Raw genomic sequence first — 20,259 nt, 5'->3', positions numbered from 1 at the left:
AGGGAGGCTGTATGCAGGAGCTTTTAATGAGTGATATATGAGATTGATTTGTAGTGTATTAATGGCTTCTGTATATTTCTATTTGTGTGGAACCGTTTCTGCCTCTTGTCAAAAAACAAAAAATCCTTGATAACATCGAGTTACCAAGGATTTTGTTTTCAGTGATCCGCCTGGAATTCTCCTTGCAGAGTTACCACGCTGATATTTAAAACTTTACGTTTTTTATCTTCAAGCATATCCCATGATTTAACCCACTGATTTGCTACGTGCTTTTGCGGTAGTTTGCTCATGAAGAATACTGAGGGTAAAGATAGCTATTCTTCTTCATATTTACAAAATATAGAATTTCACATTAATTGCCGCCAAAAAGTGAACGCTTCACTTATCATTATTGACAATCACCGACTTATCTATTCTTTCATCGGAAAATCCACACGATTTAGCACACGATTATTTCCCATCGTTCTGCCCGTGATTTAACACGATTGTTGTTGCAAATATATTAATTCTGTCTTGTTATTACAAACTTAACAGCCATTTCCATACCGGAACGATTTCAATTGTTTTACCGTTCATTTCTACCACCCGCTCCGTATCACGGGTAATAATCAGCAGTTTCTTGCATTCTAATACTTCGGTAATTTTTAGCAAAGCTTTTACTTCCCTGTCAAACGTGCCGTCGCTATTGTCGAGATTGTAGCATACTTGAATCGCTGTGTAATCATCAGGAATGTAGAAGTCTACTTCAATGCTTTGATTATAGAAATAAACGGCATCATTTCGCCCGTATTTACGCAATAGATTTACGGCTACCATGTTCTCCAACAAAGAAGTGTTTCCGTCCAATAAAAAGAGGTTGAGAATACCGTTATCCGTGAAATAGTACTTCGGTGAAGTTTCCTTATCGACCAATTTACCTGCTATGTTTTGCACGGGATTGATAAGCCAAGCATCTTTGGCGTATTCCATATAATTAATAACGGTCTGTGTTCCTACCTTTGCTCCGGTTGAAGATACGATATTCGCTATGCGGGTAAACGATAAGGGTTGTTTTACGCTTTCAGCCAGTTTCTTGAACATGATACGCAAAGCGAACGTATTATCTACTGTATGACGGGCTGCAATATCTCCCAAATGAATTTTCTGATAAACACTGGTCAGGTAATCCCGTTTGGCAGAAAACTCTGCTCCTTCCGGGAATCCACCAAAGTAGAAATAATCGTTGAATTTTCGTAATATTTCGGCTTTGCCTTCCGTAGATAGGAGATGATTAGCAGTTGCAGGAACATTGTTTGCTGTCAAAAATTCTTTGAAAGAATACGGATAAACATCTACTGGGATATAACGCCCTCCTAAAGTCGTTTGGATATCCTGACTTAACATTTTGGCATTACTTCCCGTGATGTAAACCCGATGTTTGGTGTCAGCCATTCGACGGGCAAATTTTTCCCATCCGGAAACGTTTTGTATCTCATCCAAAAACAGGATAGGCTTCTTTCCGTACATTTCCAGATGAACTTCTAACAGCAGATTCAAATCCTCCGCTTTCATTCCTGTAAGGCGTTCATCTTCAAAATTGATATAAAGTATTTCATCCCACTGCACACCTTGCGCCAGTAGTTGTTGCATCCGTTGATATAGCAGGTAAGACTTTCCCGCTCGCCGGATACCTACAAAAACGTAGTTCCCAAATTCCTCAAAAGTGAAATCGCGAGGAATTACCTTGTATCTTGGGACTTCCAGTTGATTGTCGGCTATAACCGCTTTCAGAATATTCTTGTCCATATCTTCCCGTTTTTATTCTACTAACAGTACAAAGGTAGCGTATTTTTATTTTATGCGCAAAACAAAAATGGCAATTTATCATTTTGTTCGCAGAATAAAAAATCTTCTATTCTAAAGTTGGTATGTCTTAAAAAGAAGTTTTACCCTGTGGAAAAGAGCTTTACTCTGGAATTTGTCGCAATAGTCCATCAACAAATCTTTGTTCAAATCATCTTGCATGTAATCTTCATCCAAGCGTAATTCTTTTAACTCTTGTTTGCTATTGTAGAACGGATAAAGGTATAACAACATAACCGTCCATCTCTAATAAAGAGTGGTAATGTTGGTGTACGGAACTGCGGATACTGTCTAACATGGAATTGATACTCACCGCTTCCGCACTTCTTCCTGCTGCCTTTCCTGCGCTGACACTCCAATTAATAGGGTTTATTTCCAATTTGGTGTTGAATTGTGCCACGATTTGGTCGATGGTGATGCGTGCGATAATTGGTGCATTGCCGTTTTTCTTTGCTGCATTTCGTTTTACGAAAAACAAGACCTTAAATGTACTTCTCATAATCTCAATTTTTTTAGTTACAAAATTACTTTGATTGATTGAAAATGAGATATTTGCAGACCGGACAAATATGGACATCGGTTAGCCAATTTTGGACATTCTGTGACCTGTTTTGCCAAAGATTGGATTGGTCACGAATTGGTCATGAAAGTATGTCTTTTTGTGACCTTTTGATGTCTTTGGTCACGGACATTATACAAAGAAAAAACTCCTGCAATACCTTGATATTGTAGGAGTTATCTTCTTAAAGTCTTGTTTTGACTTGTCTTTCAGTGATCCGCCTGGGGTTCGAACCCAGGACCCCATCCTTAAAAGGGATGTGCTCTACCTGCTGAGCTAGCGAATCATCCTGTGCGTTACTTCTGTAATGCGGGTGCAAAGGTAGGGCTTTTTTTTATATATGCAATAGCTGGTGCGGGTTTTTTTATTCTTTTGGAGGTGTTTTTTTCTTTTGAACTTTTGATAACTCGTGCTTCTCTACGAGAGATTGGTCTTCTTCCATAAGTATAAAACGTTTATAATAAGAAAGAAAGAGAGTGGTCAGGGGGAGAGCGATGATTAAGCCGATAAAGCCTAACAAAGTGCCCCAAATGGATAAAGAAAGAAGGATGATAGCCGGATTCAGACCCATTGCCTTTCCCATGATGCGGGGAGTGAGATACAAGTCTTGTATGCACTGCACGATGCAAAGGACAAGAATTCCCGCTCCGAAGATCAGCCAAAAGTTTTCTCCGGTCTCCGCAGATTTGAGGAGACTCAGCAAGATCATCGGGATAATGCCGATTGCTTGCATATAAGGGATAAGGTTGAGGACACCGATGAATAGTCCCAGGATGACGGCCAGCGGGAAGCCGACGATCTTGAATCCGATGGCGAGGAGGATGCCGACACATAAGGCAATCAACGACTGCCCGCGGAAATAGCGGTTCATGCTGTATTCGACATCATCGGCCAATCCTTGCACAAAGGGACGGTAACGTTCGGGGATCAGGCGGATCCAACCGTTGGCAATCCGTTCGTAATCCAACAGGATAAAGATGAAATAGAGTAAGATGACGAACACGATCGTAATGCTGAAAAGGATAGAGAAGGTGTTGGTCAGGACTATCCACATTTTAGGAGCGATCTGTTTGACCGCCTTTTCTATGTTTTCCTTGCTCAGAAGCTGTGCCAACTGATCCGGGTCGATATTCTTTTCCAAGTATTCCGCCCATGACTGGGGAATCATCGGGATATGCCCGTAGCCGCTGTTATGTTCCTGCATCAACTCCAAGGTCCGGTTGAACTCCTGGGTGACGGAGGGGACGATTACGACACCCACCAGCGAGATCACCAGAAGGATGGACACGAGAACGGCCAGGATAGACAGCAAGCGGCTTTTCAGCTTGACTTTATACTGGAAGAACTTGACGAACGGTTGCATCATATAAGCCAGCAGCCAGGCAATCAGGAAAGGTAACAAAGCATTTCGAAGGACGGCGATCAGATAGATGATGCCGCTGATAACAGCCAGGCCGAACAGAATACGTGCCACCCTGTCGAATGTGAATGGTTTATCAAACAATGGGTTCATATTAAATTCATATCTTTGTGGACAAAGATAATGCAAACCGACTTATCTTCGCCTTTATGGCAAAGATAAAATAAAGTTGAATAGAAAAGATGATACGAAACAAAATAGTGCCGCTTTGCCTGTTGATTTGCTTCCAACTGATGGCGGATGCCCAGACTCCCGCTCCCATTAAACGCGTATTGCAGGCTCCTTATATGCGGGGAGCCTCTTTCTCCTTGATTGTGAAAGATGTGCAGGATGGGAGAACGGTCTACAGTTATGATACGGACCGTTTACAGTCTCCCGCCTCGGTATTGAAAACGGTCGCCACGGCGACAGCGCTTGAGATATTGGGAGAAGACTACCGCTACCCGACCACGTTGGAATATGACGGAATACTGGAAAACGGCACGTTGAAGGGGAACCTCTATGTAAAAGGCAGTGGCGATCCCTCCCTGGGCTCTTCGCATTTCGCTCCGGGGCAGAACAAGTTCCTGGCTACCTGGATAGCCGCTTTGCAGAAGGCCGGCATCCGGCATATAACCGGTTCTGTAATATCCGACGAGAGTATTTTCGATACGGAAGGCGCCTCCGTTAAATGGCTCCGGGAAGATATGGGGAATTATTACGCTCCAGGAAGTTACGGCCTTTCCGTCTTCGATAATATGTATAAGTTATCCTTGCAAACGGGGGCTGCCGGGACGCGGCCAACCTTGAGGGGCACGGAACCGGATATCCCCTTTATCCGGTTTAAAAACTATCTGAAGGCCGCTCCGGTTTCTTCGGACAGCGCCTATATTATCGGTGCTCCGCTCGATGATGTGCGCTACCTGTATGGTGTCCTGCCTGCGAACCGGGAGGCGTATGTCTTGAAAGGAGATATTCCCGATCCTGCCTTGTATTTGGCTCGCTATCTGACGGACCAGCTTCAGCGGAAGGGAATCCGGGTGGATGGCCCTCCTTCCTGTTACCGTATCGAGGCGGAGGAAAACCGGTGGAAGAAGGGAGAGAGGAAAGAGGTTGTTACGACCTATTCGCCCACCCTGCGGGAGATAGCAAGCGTATGTAACCATGTCAGCCATAACCTCTATGCGGATGCTTTGGTCAAAACGGTCGGGTTGCAATACAAACCGCGCAAGAACGAGGTGATCTCTTCGTTCGGCCGTGGCGTGCAGGTCGTGAAAGAATATTGGAAGAAGAAGGGGCTGGATGTCTTTCCGCTCCGGATGAACGATGGCAGCGGCCTGGCCCCGGCAGATAAGGTGTCGGCCGGATTTATGGGAGAGCTGTTGGTCTATATGGCGACGGAATCCGTCGTTTCGGATGCCTTCATTGCCTCTTTGCCGCAAGCCGGGATAGAGGGATCGGTGCGCAATTTCCTGAAAGGATCGAAGTTGCAGGGAAAAGCCCGCCTGAAAAGCGGCGGCATAACGGGTGTCAGGAGCTATGCCGGCTATATCACGAAAGATGGAAAGACGTATGCGGTAGCTGTTTTCTCGAATAACTATTCTTGTCCTATGAGCCGGATGACGGGCGCTTTGGAACAGTTGCTGCTGCAACTTTTTTAATGGACAATTGTCTATTGTCAATTGAAATTGAGTGAACGTTGTGCCACGAACTCGGTAAACTTTGCCTTGTAGTTGTCGGAGATCGGGATATATTCTTTTCCGAACACGATCCGGTTCCGTTCGATCACCTTGATCTTTTCAGGCTGTACGATAAAGGAACGGTGTACGCTGATAAAGCGGCTTGCCGGCAGCATCTCCTCCAGCGACTTCATGCTCATCAGTGAAAGGATAGGATGCGGTTTATCCTCGACGAATATCTTGACATAGTCTTTCAGCCCTTCGATGTAGAGTATCTTGCGCAGTTCGACCTGTACGAGTTTATATTCCGTCTTGATGAAGATCGAATCGATCTCTGCCGCAGGCGCCTGCATATGCTCGTACCATTGCAATGCCTTGTTGGCCGCCTTGAGGAAATCCGGGTAACTGATCGGTTTCAGCAGATAGTCGAGGGCGTTCACCTTGTAGCTGTCGAGGGCGTACTGTTCGAAAGCCGTCGTAAAGATGATGCGGGTGTCCGCCTCCAGTATCCGTGAGAATTCCATGCCGCTCAGCTCCGGCATCTGGATATCGAGGAAAAGCAACTCTACCGGCTGTGCGCTCAATACGGGCAATGCCTCAAGGGCGCTGTTGAACTTTGCCGTGAGGCGGAGGAACGGAGTCTTGTCCACATAGCTTTCCAGCAGACTGATGGCCAGTGGTTCGTCATCGATGATTGCACATGTTAACGTCATAATTTGTTGTATTGATGTACCGGACAAAAATACAATAAATCCTTATGCCTGCAACTCTAACAGGCAAACATATTCATCCCCTTTTTGCCCGTACGTGAAGATATGATGCGACGGATACAGCAATTCCAACCGCCGGCTGAGGTTTTGCAGTCCTATGCCGGAGCCGCTCTTGTCCTGTCCGTTGTCTTTCGGGAAGTGGCTGTTGCGGATGGAGCAGACGATCCGTGTCCCTTCCTGGTGAATCTTCAGGTCGATAAAAGAGGGCTTGTTGTGGCTCACCCCATGCTTGAAAGCATTCTCGATCAGGGAGATGAAAAGGAGAGGCGCCACCTGGGCTTCAGATGTGGCGGACGATATGTCGGTCGTGAGTTTCACATGTTCCGGCAGGCGGATGCGCATCAGTTCCACATAGTTCCGGATGAAATCGAGTTCCTTCTCCAACGGAACCATCGGCTGGCTGCTGTCGTAGAGCACGTAGCGGAGCAGGCGGCTCAGGTCGTGCACCGCCTCCTGCGCCTTCTCCGGGCTGAAAGCGATCAGGCTGTAGATGTTGTTCAGCGTGTTGAAAAGGAAATGGGGGTTCAACTGACTTTTCAGGTTCTGCAATTCCGCTTCGGCACGGCTTTTCTCCAGTTCCCGGCGCGACGATTCCATCTCGTACCAGCTCCCGGTCATCTTGATGGCGACGCTTAGCCCTGCCACCAACATGTATAACATGGCGTTCACCATGAAGAAACCGACCGTCTCCTGCCATTCCCTTTCCGGCCTCGGATGCTCCCATTCGGGATGCGGGAGCAGTTCGAACATCAGATGGACGGCCCCCATCGAGGCAGCGATCAGTACGACATTGCATAGCAAGAACTTCCAGGGACGCTTGGCGAACAGGAAATGGTCGATCAGCACGAAATAGTTGGCATAGAACACCAGCATGAACGACAGCGGGACGATCATGGAGCGGACGTAGCTCAGGACCGTCACCGTCTGCGACTCGCGTCCGGTGAAGAAGAACGGCAGCCCGAAGAGGATGGCCCAGGCTGCGATATGGATCAGCTTCCCCATGCCTTTGAAGGGGGGAGCCGGTAATGTGTGCATTGTCTCTGTTGTTTCCATTTATGCAAAGATACTGTTTATTATATATCAGAGAAACATCGGGCATGGAAGAAGTGTTGCTTCTTTGTCGAACGCAAGTAAGCATCGGCCATCGAAGACGGTAAGCATTCGGCTTACCGCAAACGTTCGCGGTGCAATACCGCGTAGCTATGCGGTTTATTGCCGCAAAACTATGCAGTAAAAAGCCGCGTAGCTTTGCGGCATGCTCGACGCAGAGCGTCTTCTTCCCTCGATGCTTCCCGCCTGCTATTCGTAACGTATCGCCTCTATCGGGTCGAGCTGTGCCGCCTTTTTGGCCGGATACCATCCGAAGAACACGCCCGTGACGGTACAGACGGCAAACGACAGGACGACGCTCCAGGGCTGGATGTAGATCGGAAAGTGGGCGACCCCGTTCACGACAAGGGCCGCGCCCACTCCAAAGACTACACCTATCAAACCGCCTGTCACACTGATCAGGATGGACTCGATCAGGAACTGTGCCAGGATGTCGATGCCTTTTGCCCCGATACTCATACGGAGGCCGATCTCGCGTGTACGCTCCGTCACGCTGACGTACATGATATTCATGATTCCTATACCGCCTACGAGGAGCGAAATACCCGCCACAGCCGCCAACAGCACGGTCATCATATCCGTAGTGCTTGTCAACATCGTGCTCAACTCCTGCTGACTACGGATGGTAAAATCATCATCGTCACTTTCCTTCAACTTATGGTTGCGGCGGAGTATTTCGGTAATCTCGTCGATGGCCTGGTCGGTGTATTCCTCCTTGAGGGCCGAACAGGTAATGCCTTGCAGATGGGTGATGGCCAGGACCTTTTTCTGAATAGTTGTGTATGGAGCTAAGATTAGGTCGTCCTGGTCCATTCCCATGCTGTTGTATCCTTTGCTTTCCAGCACGCCTACGATGCGGAAAGGCAGTTTCTGAAATCGTATGACCTTGCCTACCGGGTTGCTGCCGTCGGGGAAGAGGTTGTCGACGACGGTCTTGCCGACCACGCATACTTTGGCGGCCGTCTGGATGTCCTGTTCGGTGAACATGTCACCGTCTCCGACTTTGTAGCGCCGTATCTCCAGGTAGTCGGGACTGATGCCGTAGACCGTGGTCGGGGCGTTGTTGGCGCCGTAGATCGCCTGCCCGCTGCTGTTGACGGAAGGAGAAACGGCCGAGACAAAGCGCGTTTCGTCCACAATGTCTTCGTAGTCCTGTAGTTTCAGGGTCTCCATCGCGGAGGCATCCTGCCGGACACCGCCACGCACGTCGGCGCCCGGGTGTATCATGATCATGTTGGAACCCATCTCGCTGATCTGCGCCTGTATGCTTCGCTTCGAGCCTTGTCCGATGGCAAGCATCGTGATCACGGAGGCCACGCCGATGATGATGCCCAGCATCGTGAGGAAGCCGCGCAGCTTGTTGTTGGCGAGGGCCCGGATGGCTATTTTTATTAGGTTTGTTCCGTTCATTGTTTTTGTTGTTTTATAAGTTACTCTTTAAACACCTTTGCCTCCTTCCGCTTGTATCGGATGATTCCGGTATTCGCATAAAGGGGCACCCACGGAAGGGTGGCAAGGTGCATAACCTTATATTCATTTAATATCGATTAAATGATCAATCATCGTTCTTCGGCAGCCGCGCCAAAGCTTCCGCCGCGTTCAGGATATTCCGGTTGACCGTGTCGGAGGTGACATGCCCGTCGCGCAGCGTGATGTTGCGGCTGCTGTATTGGGCGATCTCCGGGTTGTGGGTCACGAATATGATGGTACGTCCCTCGGCATGCAGTTTCTGGAAAAGCACCAGTATCTCGAAGGAGGTACGGGTATCGAGGTTTCCGGTCGCTTCATCGGCGAGGATGACGACGGGGTCGTTTACCAGTGCCCGGGCGATGGCGACGCGTTGCATCTGTCCGCCGGACATCTGGTTGCTCTTATGCATCAGGCGGTCGCCCAAGCCTACGGCAACCAGCGACTCGACTGCTTTCCGGTGGCGGGCGGAGGCGCTATAGTTCGGATTGTACATCAGGGGAAGCTCCACATTCTCGACCGCAGTGGTCTTGGGGAGCAGGTTGTAGCTCTGAAAGACGAATCCGATCTTGCGGTTGCGCAGGGTGGCGCGGGCGTTCTTGCCCATCGTGCGGACCGATGTACCGTCGAGGTAATATTCCCCGCCGGTCGGCGTGTCGAGGCAACCCAACGTGTTGAGCAGGGTGCTCTTTCCGGAGCCGGATGTCCCCATGATGGTGACAAACTCGCCTTCGTAGATCGTGAAGGAGACGCCACGCAAGGCATGGACCGTTTCGTCTCCGACCTTGAAGTCACGCTTGATGTTTTCTAATTTGATTATCTCTTTCATATTGTTGTACTCCTTGTTTGGAGGGCAGGTAAGCCTGCCCCTACTTGGCACTCTTCTTGTTCTTATTGTTTCCCGGAGGGCCTGGCATGAACGGGCTTCTTTCCGTCTCGGCTTCGGCTGCCGGGGTAATGAAGGCGGCCTCGAAATCGACTGCCAGCTCTTCACCTTCGTTCAGGCCGTCGGTGATCTCGATCATGTTTCCGCTGGTGGAACCGACGGTGACGGCTTTCGGTTTCAGTTCCTGTCCGTTCTTGATCCATACGAGACGTTTCCCGGCAGGGGCTTCCGCACCGGCTTCGGAGACGATGTAACCCAGTTGTGTCAACATCCCCGCATCCGGCACGAAACGGAGCGACTTGGTCGGGACCGTCAGCACGTTGTCGCGTTCCAGCGTGAAGATCGTCACGTTGGCTGTCAGGCGCGGTTTCAGCTTCAGGTCGGGATTATCGGCCGATATCACGACTTCGTAGGTGACGACCGTCGAGGTCGAGGCAGAAGCGGAACTGCTGCTTTCGCTGTCGCCGAGGCGGATCTGCATGACCGTGCCTTCGAAAATGTCGTTCGGGTAGGCGTCGACGGTGAAGGAGACACGTTGCCCGTTTTCCACGTTGCCTATATCGGCTTCATCCACATCGGCGATCACCTGCATCTTGGTCAGGTCGGCCGCGATGGTGAACAGGGTCGGGGTCTCGAAGCCGGCGGCCACTGTCTGTCCTTCTTCAACGGCGCGGTTGATCACGACGCCGTCGATCGGGCTGGTGATCGTCGCATATTCGAGGTTGCGTTTCACCTTGACCATTGCCGCCTGGTTCTGTTCGTAGGCGGCTTTTGCCTTCTCGTAGTTGTAAGTGGACGTCTCGTAGTCCGCATCGCTGATCAGCTTCTTTTCGAAGAGGATCTTGTTGCGGGCGTAGTTCTTCTGCTGGTATTCGTATTCGCTCTTGCTGCTTGCTAACTGTGCTTCGGCGGAGGCGAGTTCGGCTTTCAGGTTGACCTTGTCCATTTCGGCAATCAGCTGCCCTGCTTTGACCACATCGTTGTAGTCGGCATACAACTTGTCGATGATGCCAGACACCTGCGTACCGACTTCTACTTCCGTTACCGGTTCGACTGTCCCGGTTGCCGTTACCGTGTTCGAGATGGAACTGCGTCCCACTTTGGCGGTTTCGAGCCGGATGCCGCCTTTCGACGTTTTGCCTGTGAAGAGCCAGATGCCGCCGGCTACGGCCAGTACGCCTACTATACCGATGATTAGTTTCTTCTTGTTCATATATCTTTATCTGTTTTTATTTCTTCTTTGATAGCGGTTCCTTTTGTGGGGTCCCTGCCGGAGTGAACCGGAGCAGGGACCGAAACAAAAAGAGAGTGAATATATTCATTAGCGGTTCACCCCTAATGTCATGTTTCAGAATAAATTGATCTCTTCTCCCTGATAGAAGCGCAACAAGCCTGCGTTCAGTATGGCCGTGTATTTGGCCTGGAGCGTTTCCTGTTGTGCGCTGAGGAGGTTGTTTTTCTCTGTAAGCAGTTCGACCGTGTTTTTCATACCTACGTTGAACTGTTCGCTGACGAGGGAGTAACTTGTTTCGGTACTCTTTAGCTTCTGGGCGGCAGCCACATATTGCTGTTGTGCGCTGTTGGCAGCCAGCCAGAGGCTTTCGATCGTTTTATAGAGTGTCTTTTGGTTGTCCAGCAGGTCCAGTTGGCTGGTCTGTTTTTGCAGCTTGGCCTTGTTGATGGAGCTTTTCGTCTGCCGTTTGTCGAAGATCGGGATGCTGAGGGTCAGTCCCAATGAGTTGTTCCAGTTCCGCTTGACCTGTTCGCTGAAGCTGAAGTCGTTGCCGTTGGCATTCGTGCTTCCGATACCTGCGCTGAGGCTTAGAGTCGGGAGGTAGCCTGCGCGTGCCATCTTGATGCCCAGGTCCGAAGTTTCCACATTCAGCTTGCCCGCCTCTATTTCGGGGCGCAAGCCGAGGGCGGTGTTGTAGACGTCGTCTTTTGCAGGGAGCGGGATCAGGACGTTGCTGTCGCTCAGTTGCGGCAGGTAGAGGTCCATTTCGATGTCCCCGTCCAGTTCGAGAAGCTGTTTCAATTGCAACTTATAGTCCTGAAGGGTCGCCCGGGAAGTCACCAACTGGTAGTTGTCGCTACTTACCTGCGCTTCCAGTTGGGCGAGGTCGCTTGAGGCGATACTGCCGACGTTGAACAATTCCTGTCCCCGTTCAAACTCTTTCCGGCTTACTTCAAGTGTCGATTCGTTCACTTTGACGGCTTCGGCCGAATAGAGGATCTGCACATATAGTTGGGTGATGCTTTCCTCGATGGAGTTTTCGCTTTCGTCCACGTTCAGTTCGGCGATGCGGTTGTTCAGCTTCTGCTGCTTGACGGTGTTCACCCGCTTGCTGCCGTTATACACGGTCCAGTTGGCGTCGATGCCGTAACTGCCGTTGTACGAGGTCTTGCTTTCGCTTGTCGTGATGTTATCGCCGCTGATGATGGTGCCGCTTGCACTGTTCGGACGGTTGACGACGCGCTGGCTGATGTTCCCGCTCAGGGAGGGCAGGAAATCCGCCTTGGCTGTCTTTACGTCTTCTTGGGCACTCTCGGCGCTGATACGGTTCCGCTGGATGGTGATGTTATGCTCCAGTGCATAATCGATGCAATCGCGAAGCGTCCATTGCTTGGGTGCGTCTTCCTCCGCTTTCATCCCGGCGGGCAGGAGAAGCAGGCAGGAGAGGAGTATGGAAGAAATCTGTTTCATGATGCTTTCGTTTTGTAACCTGACAATCTTTTTACCTTTTTACGAAAGCAAAACTACAACAGGATGAAAGCCTATACAATCAGATTAGAAAAAGAGGAGCGTTTCCTCGACAAAGGAGGACTTTCTATCGATGAAAGCCTGACTTGAAATAAGGGTGTTTATTTATAGAAAGCCCTGAATATTGATTGTGAAAGTCCTGACTTTTGCAGTGAGATTTACCAATAGAGAACTATCCCGGCGATTCCTGCCAGGATAATCATCAGGATCGGGTTGATCTTGAACTTCCAGGTGAGGATGAACGCAGCCCCGAAGATCAGGAAACTTTTATAGTCGATGAAGTTCTCGCTATTCATCAATAGCAAAGCCGCCGCCGCAATCAGGCCGACCGTAGCCGGACGAAGGCCGTAGAAAGCGGCCGCTACATATTTGTTGTTCCTGAATTTGGCAAAGGCGTATGAGATGGCCAGCACTAACAGGAAAGAGGGCAGGCAGACGGCAAATGTCGTCAGGCAGGAGCCTAATATGGCCATCGCGGGCGAATAGCCGGCATTGTGGATGGCTGTATATCCGATATAGGTGGCGCTGTTGATCCCGATCGGGCCGGGTGTCATCTGCGAGATGGCGACGATATCCGTAAATTCCTGCGACGAGATCCAACCGTAGCGGTCCACCACGTCCGCCTGTATCAGGGAGAGCATCGCGTAGCCGCCACCGAAACCGAATATCCCGATTTTCAGATATACATAGAATAATTGCAACCAGATCATATCAGTCTTTCTTTATTTTCAGTCCGTAAACAAGTCCTCCTATGATGGCTGCCAGAATGATCCACACGGGAGACCATCCTCCCTGCCAGATCAGTAGTGCGGCAGCGATAGGGATAATCAGTTCTTTGTAACTCATCTTAATCGAACGTGCCGTTGTCAGGCAAGGCACGGCAATCAGGGCGACGACCGCCGGACGCAATCCTTTGAACGCTTTCTCTACCCATACGTTGTCCTGTACCTGCGTGAAGAACAGCGCGATAGCTAAGATGATGAAAAAGGAAGGAAGGATGCTTCCCAAAGCGCACACGACGCCACCCGGCACTTTTTTCAGCTTATATCCTACAAAAATAGAGATGTTCACGGCGAAGATGCCGGGCAAGGACTGGGCTACGGAGAAGAGGTCGATGAAATCTTCTTTCGAAAGCCATCCTCTATCGACCACCTCCCGCTGTATCAGGGGCAGCATCGCATACCCACCCCCGATAGTGAAAGTCCCTATTTTGACGAATGTCAGAAAAAGTGTCCAGTACATAAGCTCTTAGAATAAATCTGAATGTGTTCCGGTTGAGGTTAATATCAAAATGAGTTCATCATCGTTTTGCTTCCATATTAATAACCAATTGCCTTTAATATGACATTCCCAATAGTTGGCATAATTACCACTTAGTTTGTGGGCACGATATTGTTTTGGTAATGTCCCGTTCAATTTGAGTTGCTCTATTACAGTATAAAGGAGACTAAGTTTTAGTCCCCTCTTCTTGCATATTTCCAAGTCTTTTTCAAATCGTTTGGTTATTAGGACCGTGTATGAACTCATAATCCCATCATTTGTTTTAGTTCATCCGTAGAAACTTCGCGAACACGTCCGGCTTTGATATCGGCAATGCCTTCATCAAGACTTTTCTGAGTTTTTGTGCGTTTGGTTGTCAGAGTCCATCCGAATTTCTTCGCTATTGTCTTGATGAAAGACAATTCCGAATCCGGCAAAGTGAGTTCTATCGTTTTCATCGTTGTGTCCATCTTTTGTGTTCCTTTCTTTTTCGTTGATGAATACAAATATACTAAGTATTATCGATAATAGGTTTATCGTCCCAATTCTTTTTCGTACCGCTGTTCGTCGTTGATGAGGCGCAAGGCTTCCTGGAAGCTTTCGTTGTCATCGTTGATGACTTGGAAGTATTCGGCCATGTCGTACAGGTCGCGTGCGATAAGCGCCTTGATCTGGAGCATGATGAGCGGTTTGGAACGATTGTATTGTTCTTCGTTGAATTCGATCTTGTCGTCTTTGGCCAGTGTGACCAGCTCCTGCATCATATCCTCTGTCACGTTGAAGTTCTGCTTGTATTGGGCGAACTTCGGATACTTCTTGTTCAGTTCGGCACGATGGCGGTCCAGATAATTCATGGCGATGCGGTTCACAAGGCCCGCAGCCACCACACTACGGTGATAATCCGTGTAGCGGGACGTGTCGACCGGGATAAATACATCCGGCATGATGCCTCCGCCGCCGTAGACGATGCGTTTTGTTTCCAACGTATTGTACTTCATCGAGTCGGGGAAGTGAATGCTGTCCGCGCTCATCAGTTCGCCCCGGTTGTAACGGTCGATCAGGTCATGGTTGTATTGCTCCTGGTTGCCGTTTACATACGGCTTCTGGATAGAACGGCCTGTCGGGGTGTAATAGCGGGCAACCGTCAGGCGGATCATCGAACCGTCGGGCATCGGGATCGGTTTCTGCACCAGTCCTTTTCCGAACGTACGGCGGCCTACGACGACGCCACGGTCCCAATCCTGTACCGCACCGGAAAGGATTTCACTGGCGGATGCGGATGTTTCGTCTACTAATACGACCAAACGTCCCTCTTCAAAGCCTCCGCGAGCCGAAGATTTGGCTTCTTCGCGCGGCTGCTTGTTCCCTTCGGTGTACACGATCAGCTTGTCTTTGCCTAAAAACTCGTCGGCCAAGTCGATCGCGATATTCAGATATCCCCCGCCATTTCCCTGCAAATCGAGGATCAGGTTTTTCATGCCCTGTTTCTTCAGTTTCTCCAATGCTTCCCGGAATTCGTCGGCCGATGAAGCGGCGAAGCGGTTCAGCTTGATATATCCGGTCGTTTTATCCGCCATATAAGCGGCATCGAGGCTGTACACCGGAATTTTCCCGCGTGTGATCTTGAACTCGATCAGGTCCGGGACCTTATTGCGCAAAACCTTCACCCGTACTTCCGTATTTTTCGGGCCGCGAAGACGCTTCATCACGTCGGTATTTTTCATCTTGACGCCTGCAATCAGCGTATCGTCTACCATGATAATACGGTCGCCAGCCATCAGACCTACCTTCTCCGAAGGCCCGCCGGGAATTACCTGGATGACATATAATGTATCCGTCAGCATATTGAATTGGATGCCGATCCCGTCGAAGTTCCCCTGCAACGGCTCTGTCATCTCTTTTGTTTCTTCCGGGTCCGTATATGTAGAGTGAGGGTCCAGCTTCTCCAGCATGCCGACAATCGCATCTTCTACCAACTTCGTCTCGCTTGTAGAATCTACATATAAATTGGAAATGGCATACAAGGCCAATTGAAGCTTGCGGGCATCCGTATTGTTACCACGCTGTGCCGACATCGAAGCGGCAAACACACTCAATATAAGGAGTGGCAGGAAAATTCGTTTCATTGTTCTGTTTTTTTAATATAGGTTTGTCCCTTTCGGCACAAACTGGGAAATATCTTTGCCGTAACGCAGCAGCTCCCGCACAATGCTGGAACTGATATGCGTATGTTCCGGTTCCGTAAAAAGAATAAATGTCTCTATGCCGCTCAACTTACGATTCACGTCGGCTATGCTCTTCTCATATTCGAAATCGTTCACCGTACGGATGCCGCGCAGGATAAAGCCGGCATTCATCTGTTGGGCGAAGTCGACCGTCAGCGAGTCGTACGACATGACCTGTACGCGCGGTTCGTCTTTGTAGAGCTCCCGGATTGCCTCCAGCCGCCTTTCCAGCGAGAAATGAGTCCGCTTCGTGTCGTTGATACCGATCGAGATAATGATCTCATCCACCAGTTCGAGCCCGCGGCTTACCAGTGATGCGTGTCCGATCGTGAAAGGGTCGAACGTTCCGGGGAAAAGAGCGATACGCTTATTTTCAATTGACGACATCTTCTTCTACAACTAAGTTATCGATAATAAAGTTCTGGCGTTCCATGGTATTCTTGCCCATATAGAACTCCAGCATATCTTTGACGAGGTCCTCTTTCTTCATCGTGACCGGGTCCAGGCGGATATCCTTTCCGATAAAATGCTTGAACTCGTCCGGAGAAATCTCTCCCAAACCTTTGAATCGGGTGATCTCGGCATTTTTCCCGGCGGCAGCGATCGCGTTTACACGTTCTTCCTCGCTGTAGCAATACCAGGTCTTCTGCTTGTTGCGCACACGGAACAACGGTGTTTGCAGGATATACACATGATTCCGCTTGATCAGGTCCGGAAAGAACTGGAGGAAGAAGGTAATCAGCAACAGGCGGATATGCATACCGTCCACATCGGCATCGGTCGCAATGATCACCTTATTGTAACGTAAGCCTTCCAGCCCGTCCTCTATGTTCAATGCGGCCTGTAGCAAGTTGAATTCTTCGTTCTCGTACACGATCTTCTTCGTCAGCCCGAAACTGTTTAACGGTTTACCGCGAAGACTGAATACGGCCTGCAGGTTCGGATCGCGGCTTTTGGTGATGGAACCGCTTGCCGAGTCTCCCTCGGTGATGAAGATGCAGCTGTCTTCCAGATTGTCGCCTTTCGTGTCGTTCAGGTGGATACGGCAGTCGCGCAGCTTTTTGTTGTGCAGGTTTGCCTTCTTCGCCCGTTCGCGGGCCAGCTTTGTCACGCCGGCGATCGCCTTGCGCTCTTTCTCCGATTCCTGGATCTTACGCATCAGGGTATCCGATGTCTCGGCATTCTTGTGCAGGTAGTTATCCAGTTCTTTCTTGATGAAGTCCCCGATGAACTTGCCGACCGAAGGACCGTCCGGACCCATGTCTTTCGAACCTAACTTGGTCTTTGTCTGGCTTTCGAAGACCGGTTCCTCCACCTTGATGCTGATGGCCGCCACCACTCCGGCGCGAATGTCCGAGTATTCGAAGTTCTTGCCGTAATATTCTTTTATGACACGTCCCAACGCTTCGCGGAAGGCGGAAAGGTGCGTACCTCCCTGTGTCGTATGCTGGCCGTTGACGAACGAATAATATTCTTCCCCATACTGGTTGCTATGGGTAATGACTACCTCTATATCTTCTCCTTTCAGATGAATGATCGGGTATAAAGGCTCTGTCGTCATGTTCTCGTTCAACAGGTCTACGAGGCCGTTCCGCGAATGAAATTTCTTACCGTTAAAGACAATGGTCAACCCGGAGTTCAGGAACACGTAATTCTTCAGCAGGCTCTCGATGTATTCGTCTTTATACTGGTAATCCTTGAATATCTCCTTGTCCGGAATAAAATAGGTAAGCGTTCCGTTCGCTTCTTCCGTCGGGCAGATCGGAGCGTCATCCGTAACGATCGCCTTGCTATATTCCACCCGCTTGCATTCTCCGTCCCGATAACTGGTGATCAGGAAATAGCTGCTCAGCGCATTTACGGCTTTGATGCCGACCCCGTTCAATCCGACAGATTTTTTAAAGGCCTTGCTGTCGTACTTCGCTCCGGTATTCATCTTACTGGAGACATCGACTACCTTGCCCAACGGAACGCCACGGCCATAGTCGCGTACGGAAACGGTGCCTTCTTCAACGGTCACTTCTATGGTTTTACCATACCCCATCATATATTCGTCGATGGAGTTGTCCAGCACCTCTTTCAGCAATACATAAATACCGTCATCGGCATAACTGCCGTCTCCTAACTTCCCGATATACATACCGGGGCGGCGACGGATATGTTCCATCCAGTCAAGCGTCTTGATGTCATCATCGTTGTACGCTGTCGGCTGTTGCATTGTTGAATTTAGTTCGTCCATTTTTTAATATATGCTCTTCTTGTTTTATGATGTTCGCGTTTGAAATAATCCCACTGTGCCTGTACGGCATTGTTTGTTTCCAGTTCCGGATTGCTTTCCGCATAAACGGCTCCGACACTTTTGTAAACAGGGATCAGATCGTTGAACAGCAACGCGTTCACACCCTTGCTCTGATATTCCGGCAAGACTCCCGTCAGGTATAGGTCGATCACTTTCGGCTTGCTCTTCAAAGCTTTCAGCAGATGAATCCAGCCGAAGGGGAAAAGATGCCCTTTCGCTTTCTGCAAGGCCTTGGACAGATTGGGAAGCGAGATGCCGAAGCCGACCACTTCGTCATCCTCCTCGCGAACGATAAGCGTCACCAGGTCGTAGCGTAGCATCGGAATATACATATTGATGTAGTAATCGATCTGCTTTTGGGTTAAACGGGCGAATCCGTATAGCGGCGCGTACGACTCGTTCAGAGTCTGAAACACCTTCTGCGCGTACGGCATAATCGATTTCGCGTTCTTGAACTTCATCACCTTCAGCCCGTATTTCTTTTTTACGATCTCACCGATACGCAAATGTTTTTCCGGCACGCCGTCCGGGATATAGATTTTAAATTCGTGCCAGTCCTGGTCTTTCGTATATCCCATGCGCTCCATTTGTTTCGGATAGTAAGGATAATTGTAGATGGTCGCCATCGTCCCGATCTGGTCGAATCCTTCTATCAACATTCCCTCATGGTCCATATCGGTAAACCCCATCGGCCCTTGCAAAGCTTCCATACCTTGTCCCTTCGCCCATTTTTCTACGGCGCCGAACAAAGCATCCACTACTTCAACATCGTCAATAAAGTCGACGAACCCGAAGCGTGCATGTTTCTGGTTCCAGGTCTCATTGCTCCGGCGATTGATCATCCCTGCAATACGCCCCACAACCTTCCCGTCTCTGTAGGCCAGAAAATAGATCGCATCACACACTTCGAACGCCGGATTCTTCTTTTTATCCAGCGTCACCATCTCTTCTTCGATCAGGCCGGGCACGTGATATGGGTTGCCTTTATATAATTCGATATTGAATTTTACGAACTTCTTCAGTTCCTTTTTACTGGTAACTTCTTTAATTACTACGCTCATCGGTCATTTAGTTTGAACGGCAAATTTACACAATTAATTCATTTTTAGTGCCGGTTGGCGGGAAGAAAATGTTTGGAGGGACTTTTTGTGCAAGTCACAAATAGTGAAAGTGTACTTTGTGTCGTACGATTTCCTGTATTGATTTTTTAGTAGAAACTGATTTTAACCCCCACCCCCTTATTGTGTAATTAACCTTTATAGACGGTTAAATATGTTTTTTGTAAATGATGGTAAAATCCGACTTTTTAGCATTAAAAACGGCCGTTCAGCCATGAAGTGCGCAGTTTTTTGCCATGAACGCGGTCGTCATTGTCGTGAGGTGCCGAGAGTATCCACCATGAAGACGGTCGTCATGGTAACGAAGACGGTCGTCGTGGCTATGAAGACCGTCTTCATGCCGGCAAATCCCCGGATTTGTTTTGCGATATTCGGGTTCGCCACCGTCTTCCCTTTGCTATAGGCGATTCTCCGGGAGTTGAGGTTTTCCAAAATGTCTGTTTTTTATGTCTTTTTTGTAACAAAAAAGCCTTGATCTTCTATTTTCTGCCTGTCTCGTTTTTTTTATTGTCAGTATATCGTGGGTTGGAGAATCAAAATGACGGACTTGGTTGAACCGGGATTTTGTCTGAAATAGAAATTGTCTGAAAAGGAGGTTATTGTAAATATTTATTCTATCTCCATGATAGGGTCACTTATAAACTCTGTTATGTCTTTGGCAACAAGATCCCGTTGTGGCTCTTCGGTTTCCTTTATTGACATTCTGCCATCTTTATGCGGGTAAAGCAATACATTCTGAAATGTTAAAAAATATTACCCGCTATACTAATTCCAAAGGGTCTTGTTCACTTTTGCTGCCTTATACACAAATCATCATTCTTTTGAGTAATTCTATGCTTCCTCGTCCATAACACATTCTTTTAATCATCTTTAATTTGTTGACA

At 48.9% G+C, this 20,259-nt stretch carries 18 protein-coding genes, 1 tRNA gene and 1 pseudogene; 2 read left to right on the top strand and 18 right to left on the bottom strand.

Features of this window, described 5'->3' with window-relative positions; genetic code table 11:
* Nucleotides 1-519: 519 nt before the first annotated feature.
* The 4 genes and pseudogenes from RDN79_RS07975 to RDN79_RS07960 all read right to left on the bottom strand — a co-directional run bounded on the left by RDN79_RS07975 (nt 520) and on the right by RDN79_RS07960 (nt 3,914).
* The gene (locus tag RDN79_RS07975) at nt 520-1,785 is read right to left on the bottom strand and encodes an ATP-binding protein (RefSeq protein WP_298553037.1); all 1,266 of its coding nucleotides are present in this window, start codon (nt 1,783-1,785) and stop codon (nt 520-522) included.
* Between the two features lie 274 nt (nt 1,786-2,059).
* A pseudogene (locus RDN79_RS07970) lies at nt 2,060-2,341 on the bottom strand (Arm DNA-binding domain-containing protein); the annotation flags it as partial.
* A 273-nt stretch (nt 2,342-2,614) separates the two neighbouring features.
* Nucleotides 2,615-2,687 (bottom strand) — tRNA-Lys (locus tag RDN79_RS07965).
* Between the two features lie 78 nt (nt 2,688-2,765).
* Nucleotides 2,766-3,914 carry an AI-2E family transporter gene (locus RDN79_RS07960; protein ID WP_298553032.1) on the bottom strand — a complete coding sequence of 383 codons (1,149 nt, stop codon included), beginning with the start codon at nt 3,912-3,914 and terminating at the stop codon, nt 2,766-2,768.
* Between the two features lie 89 nt (nt 3,915-4,003).
* On the opposite strand from RDN79_RS07960, the gene dacB reads away from it, so the two are divergent.
* Nucleotides 4,004-5,461 carry a D-alanyl-D-alanine carboxypeptidase/D-alanyl-D-alanine-endopeptidase gene (gene dacB, locus RDN79_RS07955; protein WP_298553030.1) on the top strand — a complete coding sequence of 486 codons (1,458 nt, stop codon included), beginning with the start codon at nt 4,004-4,006 and terminating at the stop codon, nt 5,459-5,461.
* Between the two features lie 17 nt (nt 5,462-5,478).
* Here the strand turns inward: dacB and RDN79_RS07950 are convergent, their stop codons facing one another.
* The 14 genes from RDN79_RS07950 to RDN79_RS07885 form a co-directional block, all read right to left on the bottom strand.
* Nucleotides 5,479-6,192, bottom strand: coding sequence for a LytTR family DNA-binding domain-containing protein (locus RDN79_RS07950; RefSeq protein ID WP_298553028.1), 714 nt, complete (start codon nt 6,190-6,192; stop codon nt 5,479-5,481).
* A 42-nt stretch (nt 6,193-6,234) separates the two neighbouring features.
* Nucleotides 6,235-7,302, bottom strand: a complete 1,068-nt coding sequence (locus RDN79_RS07945; protein WP_374044497.1) for a sensor histidine kinase — start codon at nt 7,300-7,302, stop codon at nt 6,235-6,237.
* Nucleotides 7,303-7,548: 246 nt separating this feature from the next.
* Nucleotides 7,549-8,769 (bottom strand): ABC transporter permease, encoded by a 1,221-nt coding sequence (locus RDN79_RS07940; protein WP_298553027.1) that lies wholly within the window; start codon nt 8,767-8,769, stop codon nt 7,549-7,551.
* A gap of 145 nt (nt 8,770-8,914) precedes the next feature.
* Nucleotides 8,915-9,655, bottom strand: a complete 741-nt coding sequence (locus RDN79_RS07935; protein ID WP_298553025.1) for an ABC transporter ATP-binding protein — start codon at nt 9,653-9,655, stop codon at nt 8,915-8,917.
* A 40-nt stretch (nt 9,656-9,695) separates the two neighbouring features.
* Nucleotides 9,696-10,925: an efflux RND transporter periplasmic adaptor subunit gene (locus RDN79_RS07930; RefSeq protein ID WP_298553023.1), complete on the bottom strand. Its 1,230-nt coding sequence runs from the start codon at nt 10,923-10,925 to the stop codon at nt 9,696-9,698.
* A 135-nt stretch (nt 10,926-11,060) separates the two neighbouring features.
* The gene (locus RDN79_RS07925; protein ID WP_298553021.1) at nt 11,061-12,416 is read right to left on the bottom strand and encodes a TolC family protein; all 1,356 of its coding nucleotides are present in this window, start codon (nt 12,414-12,416) and stop codon (nt 11,061-11,063) included.
* Between the two features lie 215 nt (nt 12,417-12,631).
* Entirely contained in the window at nt 12,632-13,183 is a 552-nt protein-coding gene (locus RDN79_RS07920; RefSeq protein ID WP_298553019.1) for a chromate transporter, read from the bottom strand.
* Between the two features lies 1 nt (nt 13,184).
* Nucleotides 13,185-13,715 carry a chromate transporter gene (locus RDN79_RS07915; RefSeq protein ID WP_298553017.1) on the bottom strand — a complete coding sequence of 177 codons (531 nt, stop codon included), beginning with the start codon at nt 13,713-13,715 and terminating at the stop codon, nt 13,185-13,187.
* Nucleotides 13,716-13,721: 6 nt separating this feature from the next.
* Entirely contained in the window at nt 13,722-14,000 is a 279-nt protein-coding gene (locus RDN79_RS07910) for a type II toxin-antitoxin system YafQ family toxin (RefSeq protein WP_298553016.1), read from the bottom strand.
* Nucleotides 13,997-14,191 (bottom strand): hypothetical protein, encoded by a 195-nt coding sequence (locus RDN79_RS07905; RefSeq protein WP_298553015.1) that lies wholly within the window; start codon nt 14,189-14,191, stop codon nt 13,997-13,999. Before RDN79_RS07905 ends, RDN79_RS07910 begins: the two co-directional genes overlap by 4 nt.
* A gap of 75 nt (nt 14,192-14,266) precedes the next feature.
* Complete coding sequence (locus tag RDN79_RS07900) at nt 14,267-15,859, bottom strand: S41 family peptidase (RefSeq protein WP_298553014.1); 1,593 nt, start codon at nt 15,857-15,859, stop codon at nt 14,267-14,269.
* Between the two features lie 12 nt (nt 15,860-15,871).
* The gene (gene coaD / locus RDN79_RS07895; RefSeq protein WP_298553013.1) at nt 15,872-16,345 is read right to left on the bottom strand and encodes a pantetheine-phosphate adenylyltransferase; all 474 of its coding nucleotides are present in this window, start codon (nt 16,343-16,345) and stop codon (nt 15,872-15,874) included.
* On the bottom strand, nt 16,332-18,197 hold the full coding sequence (locus RDN79_RS07890) for a DNA topoisomerase IV subunit B (RefSeq protein WP_298553012.1): 1,866 nt from the start codon (nt 18,195-18,197) through the stop codon (nt 16,332-16,334). The genes coaD and RDN79_RS07890 overlap by 14 nt, the downstream gene beginning before the upstream one ends.
* Nucleotides 18,185-19,318 carry a hypothetical protein gene (locus tag RDN79_RS07885; protein WP_298553011.1) on the bottom strand — a complete coding sequence of 378 codons (1,134 nt, stop codon included), beginning with the start codon at nt 19,316-19,318 and terminating at the stop codon, nt 18,185-18,187. The genes RDN79_RS07890 and RDN79_RS07885 overlap by 13 nt, the downstream gene beginning before the upstream one ends.
* A 271-nt stretch (nt 19,319-19,589) precedes the next feature.
* Here RDN79_RS07885 and RDN79_RS07880 point away from each other — a divergent pair, with 271 nt between their 5' ends.
* Nucleotides 19,590-19,778, top strand: coding sequence for a hypothetical protein (locus tag RDN79_RS07880; protein ID WP_298553010.1), 189 nt, complete (start codon nt 19,590-19,592; stop codon nt 19,776-19,778).
* Nucleotides 19,779-20,259: the final 481 nt, after the last annotated feature.

Origin of the sequence: uncultured Parabacteroides sp., assembly GCF_902493135.1 — a bacterium.
Classification (GTDB): Bacteria; Bacteroidota; Bacteroidia; order Bacteroidales; family Tannerellaceae; genus Parabacteroides.
Note: the sequence above shows the minus strand (reverse complement) of the source record. Positions and strands in the feature narration are given on the sequence as shown.

Bases quoted from the DNA above. Each gene is read 5' to 3' on its own strand.
- RDN79_RS07880 (WP_298553010.1), top strand. From the start codon at position 19,590: ATGAAGTGCGCAGTTTTTTGCCATGAACGCGGTCGTCATTGTCGTGAG.
- coaD (WP_298553013.1), bottom strand. From the start codon at position 16,345: ATGTCGTCAATTGAAAATAAGCGTATCGCTCTTTTCCCCGGAACGTTC.
- RDN79_RS07960 (WP_298553032.1), bottom strand. From the start codon at position 3,914: ATGAACCCATTGTTTGATAAACCATTCACATTCGACAGGGTGGCACGT.
- RDN79_RS07975 (WP_298553037.1), bottom strand. From the start codon at position 1,785: ATGGACAAGAATATTCTGAAAGCGGTTATAGCCGACAATCAACTGGAA.
- RDN79_RS07940 (WP_298553027.1), bottom strand. From the start codon at position 8,769: ATGAACGGAACAAACCTAATAAAAATAGCCATCCGGGCCCTCGCCAAC.
- RDN79_RS07900 (WP_298553014.1), bottom strand. From the start codon at position 15,859: ATGAAACGAATTTTCCTGCCACTCCTTATATTGAGTGTGTTTGCCGCT.
- RDN79_RS07930 (WP_298553023.1), bottom strand. From the start codon at position 10,925: ATGAACAAGAAGAAACTAATCATCGGTATAGTAGGCGTACTGGCCGTA.
- RDN79_RS07920 (WP_298553019.1), bottom strand. From the start codon at position 13,183: ATGATCTGGTTGCAATTATTCTATGTATATCTGAAAATCGGGATATTC.
- RDN79_RS07915 (WP_298553017.1), bottom strand. From the start codon at position 13,715: ATGTACTGGACACTTTTTCTGACATTCGTCAAAATAGGGACTTTCACT.
- RDN79_RS07925 (WP_298553021.1), bottom strand. From the start codon at position 12,416: ATGAAACAGATTTCTTCCATACTCCTCTCCTGCCTGCTTCTCCTGCCC.
- dacB (WP_298553030.1), top strand. From the start codon at position 4,004: ATGATACGAAACAAAATAGTGCCGCTTTGCCTGTTGATTTGCTTCCAA.
- RDN79_RS07890 (WP_298553012.1), bottom strand. From the start codon at position 18,197: ATGGACGAACTAAATTCAACAATGCAACAGCCGACAGCGTACAACGAT.
- RDN79_RS07885 (WP_298553011.1), bottom strand. From the start codon at position 19,318: ATGAGCGTAGTAATTAAAGAAGTTACCAGTAAAAAGGAACTGAAGAAG.
- RDN79_RS07935 (WP_298553025.1), bottom strand. From the start codon at position 9,655: ATGAAAGAGATAATCAAATTAGAAAACATCAAGCGTGACTTCAAGGTC.
- RDN79_RS07905 (WP_298553015.1), bottom strand. From the start codon at position 14,191: ATGAAAACGATAGAACTCACTTTGCCGGATTCGGAATTGTCTTTCATC.
- RDN79_RS07910 (WP_298553016.1), bottom strand. From the start codon at position 14,000: ATGAGTTCATACACGGTCCTAATAACCAAACGATTTGAAAAAGACTTG.
- RDN79_RS07950 (WP_298553028.1), bottom strand. From the start codon at position 6,192: ATGACGTTAACATGTGCAATCATCGATGACGAACCACTGGCCATCAGT.
- RDN79_RS07945 (WP_374044497.1), bottom strand. From the start codon at position 7,302: ATGGAAACAACAGAGACAATGCACACATTACCGGCTCCCCCCTTCAAA.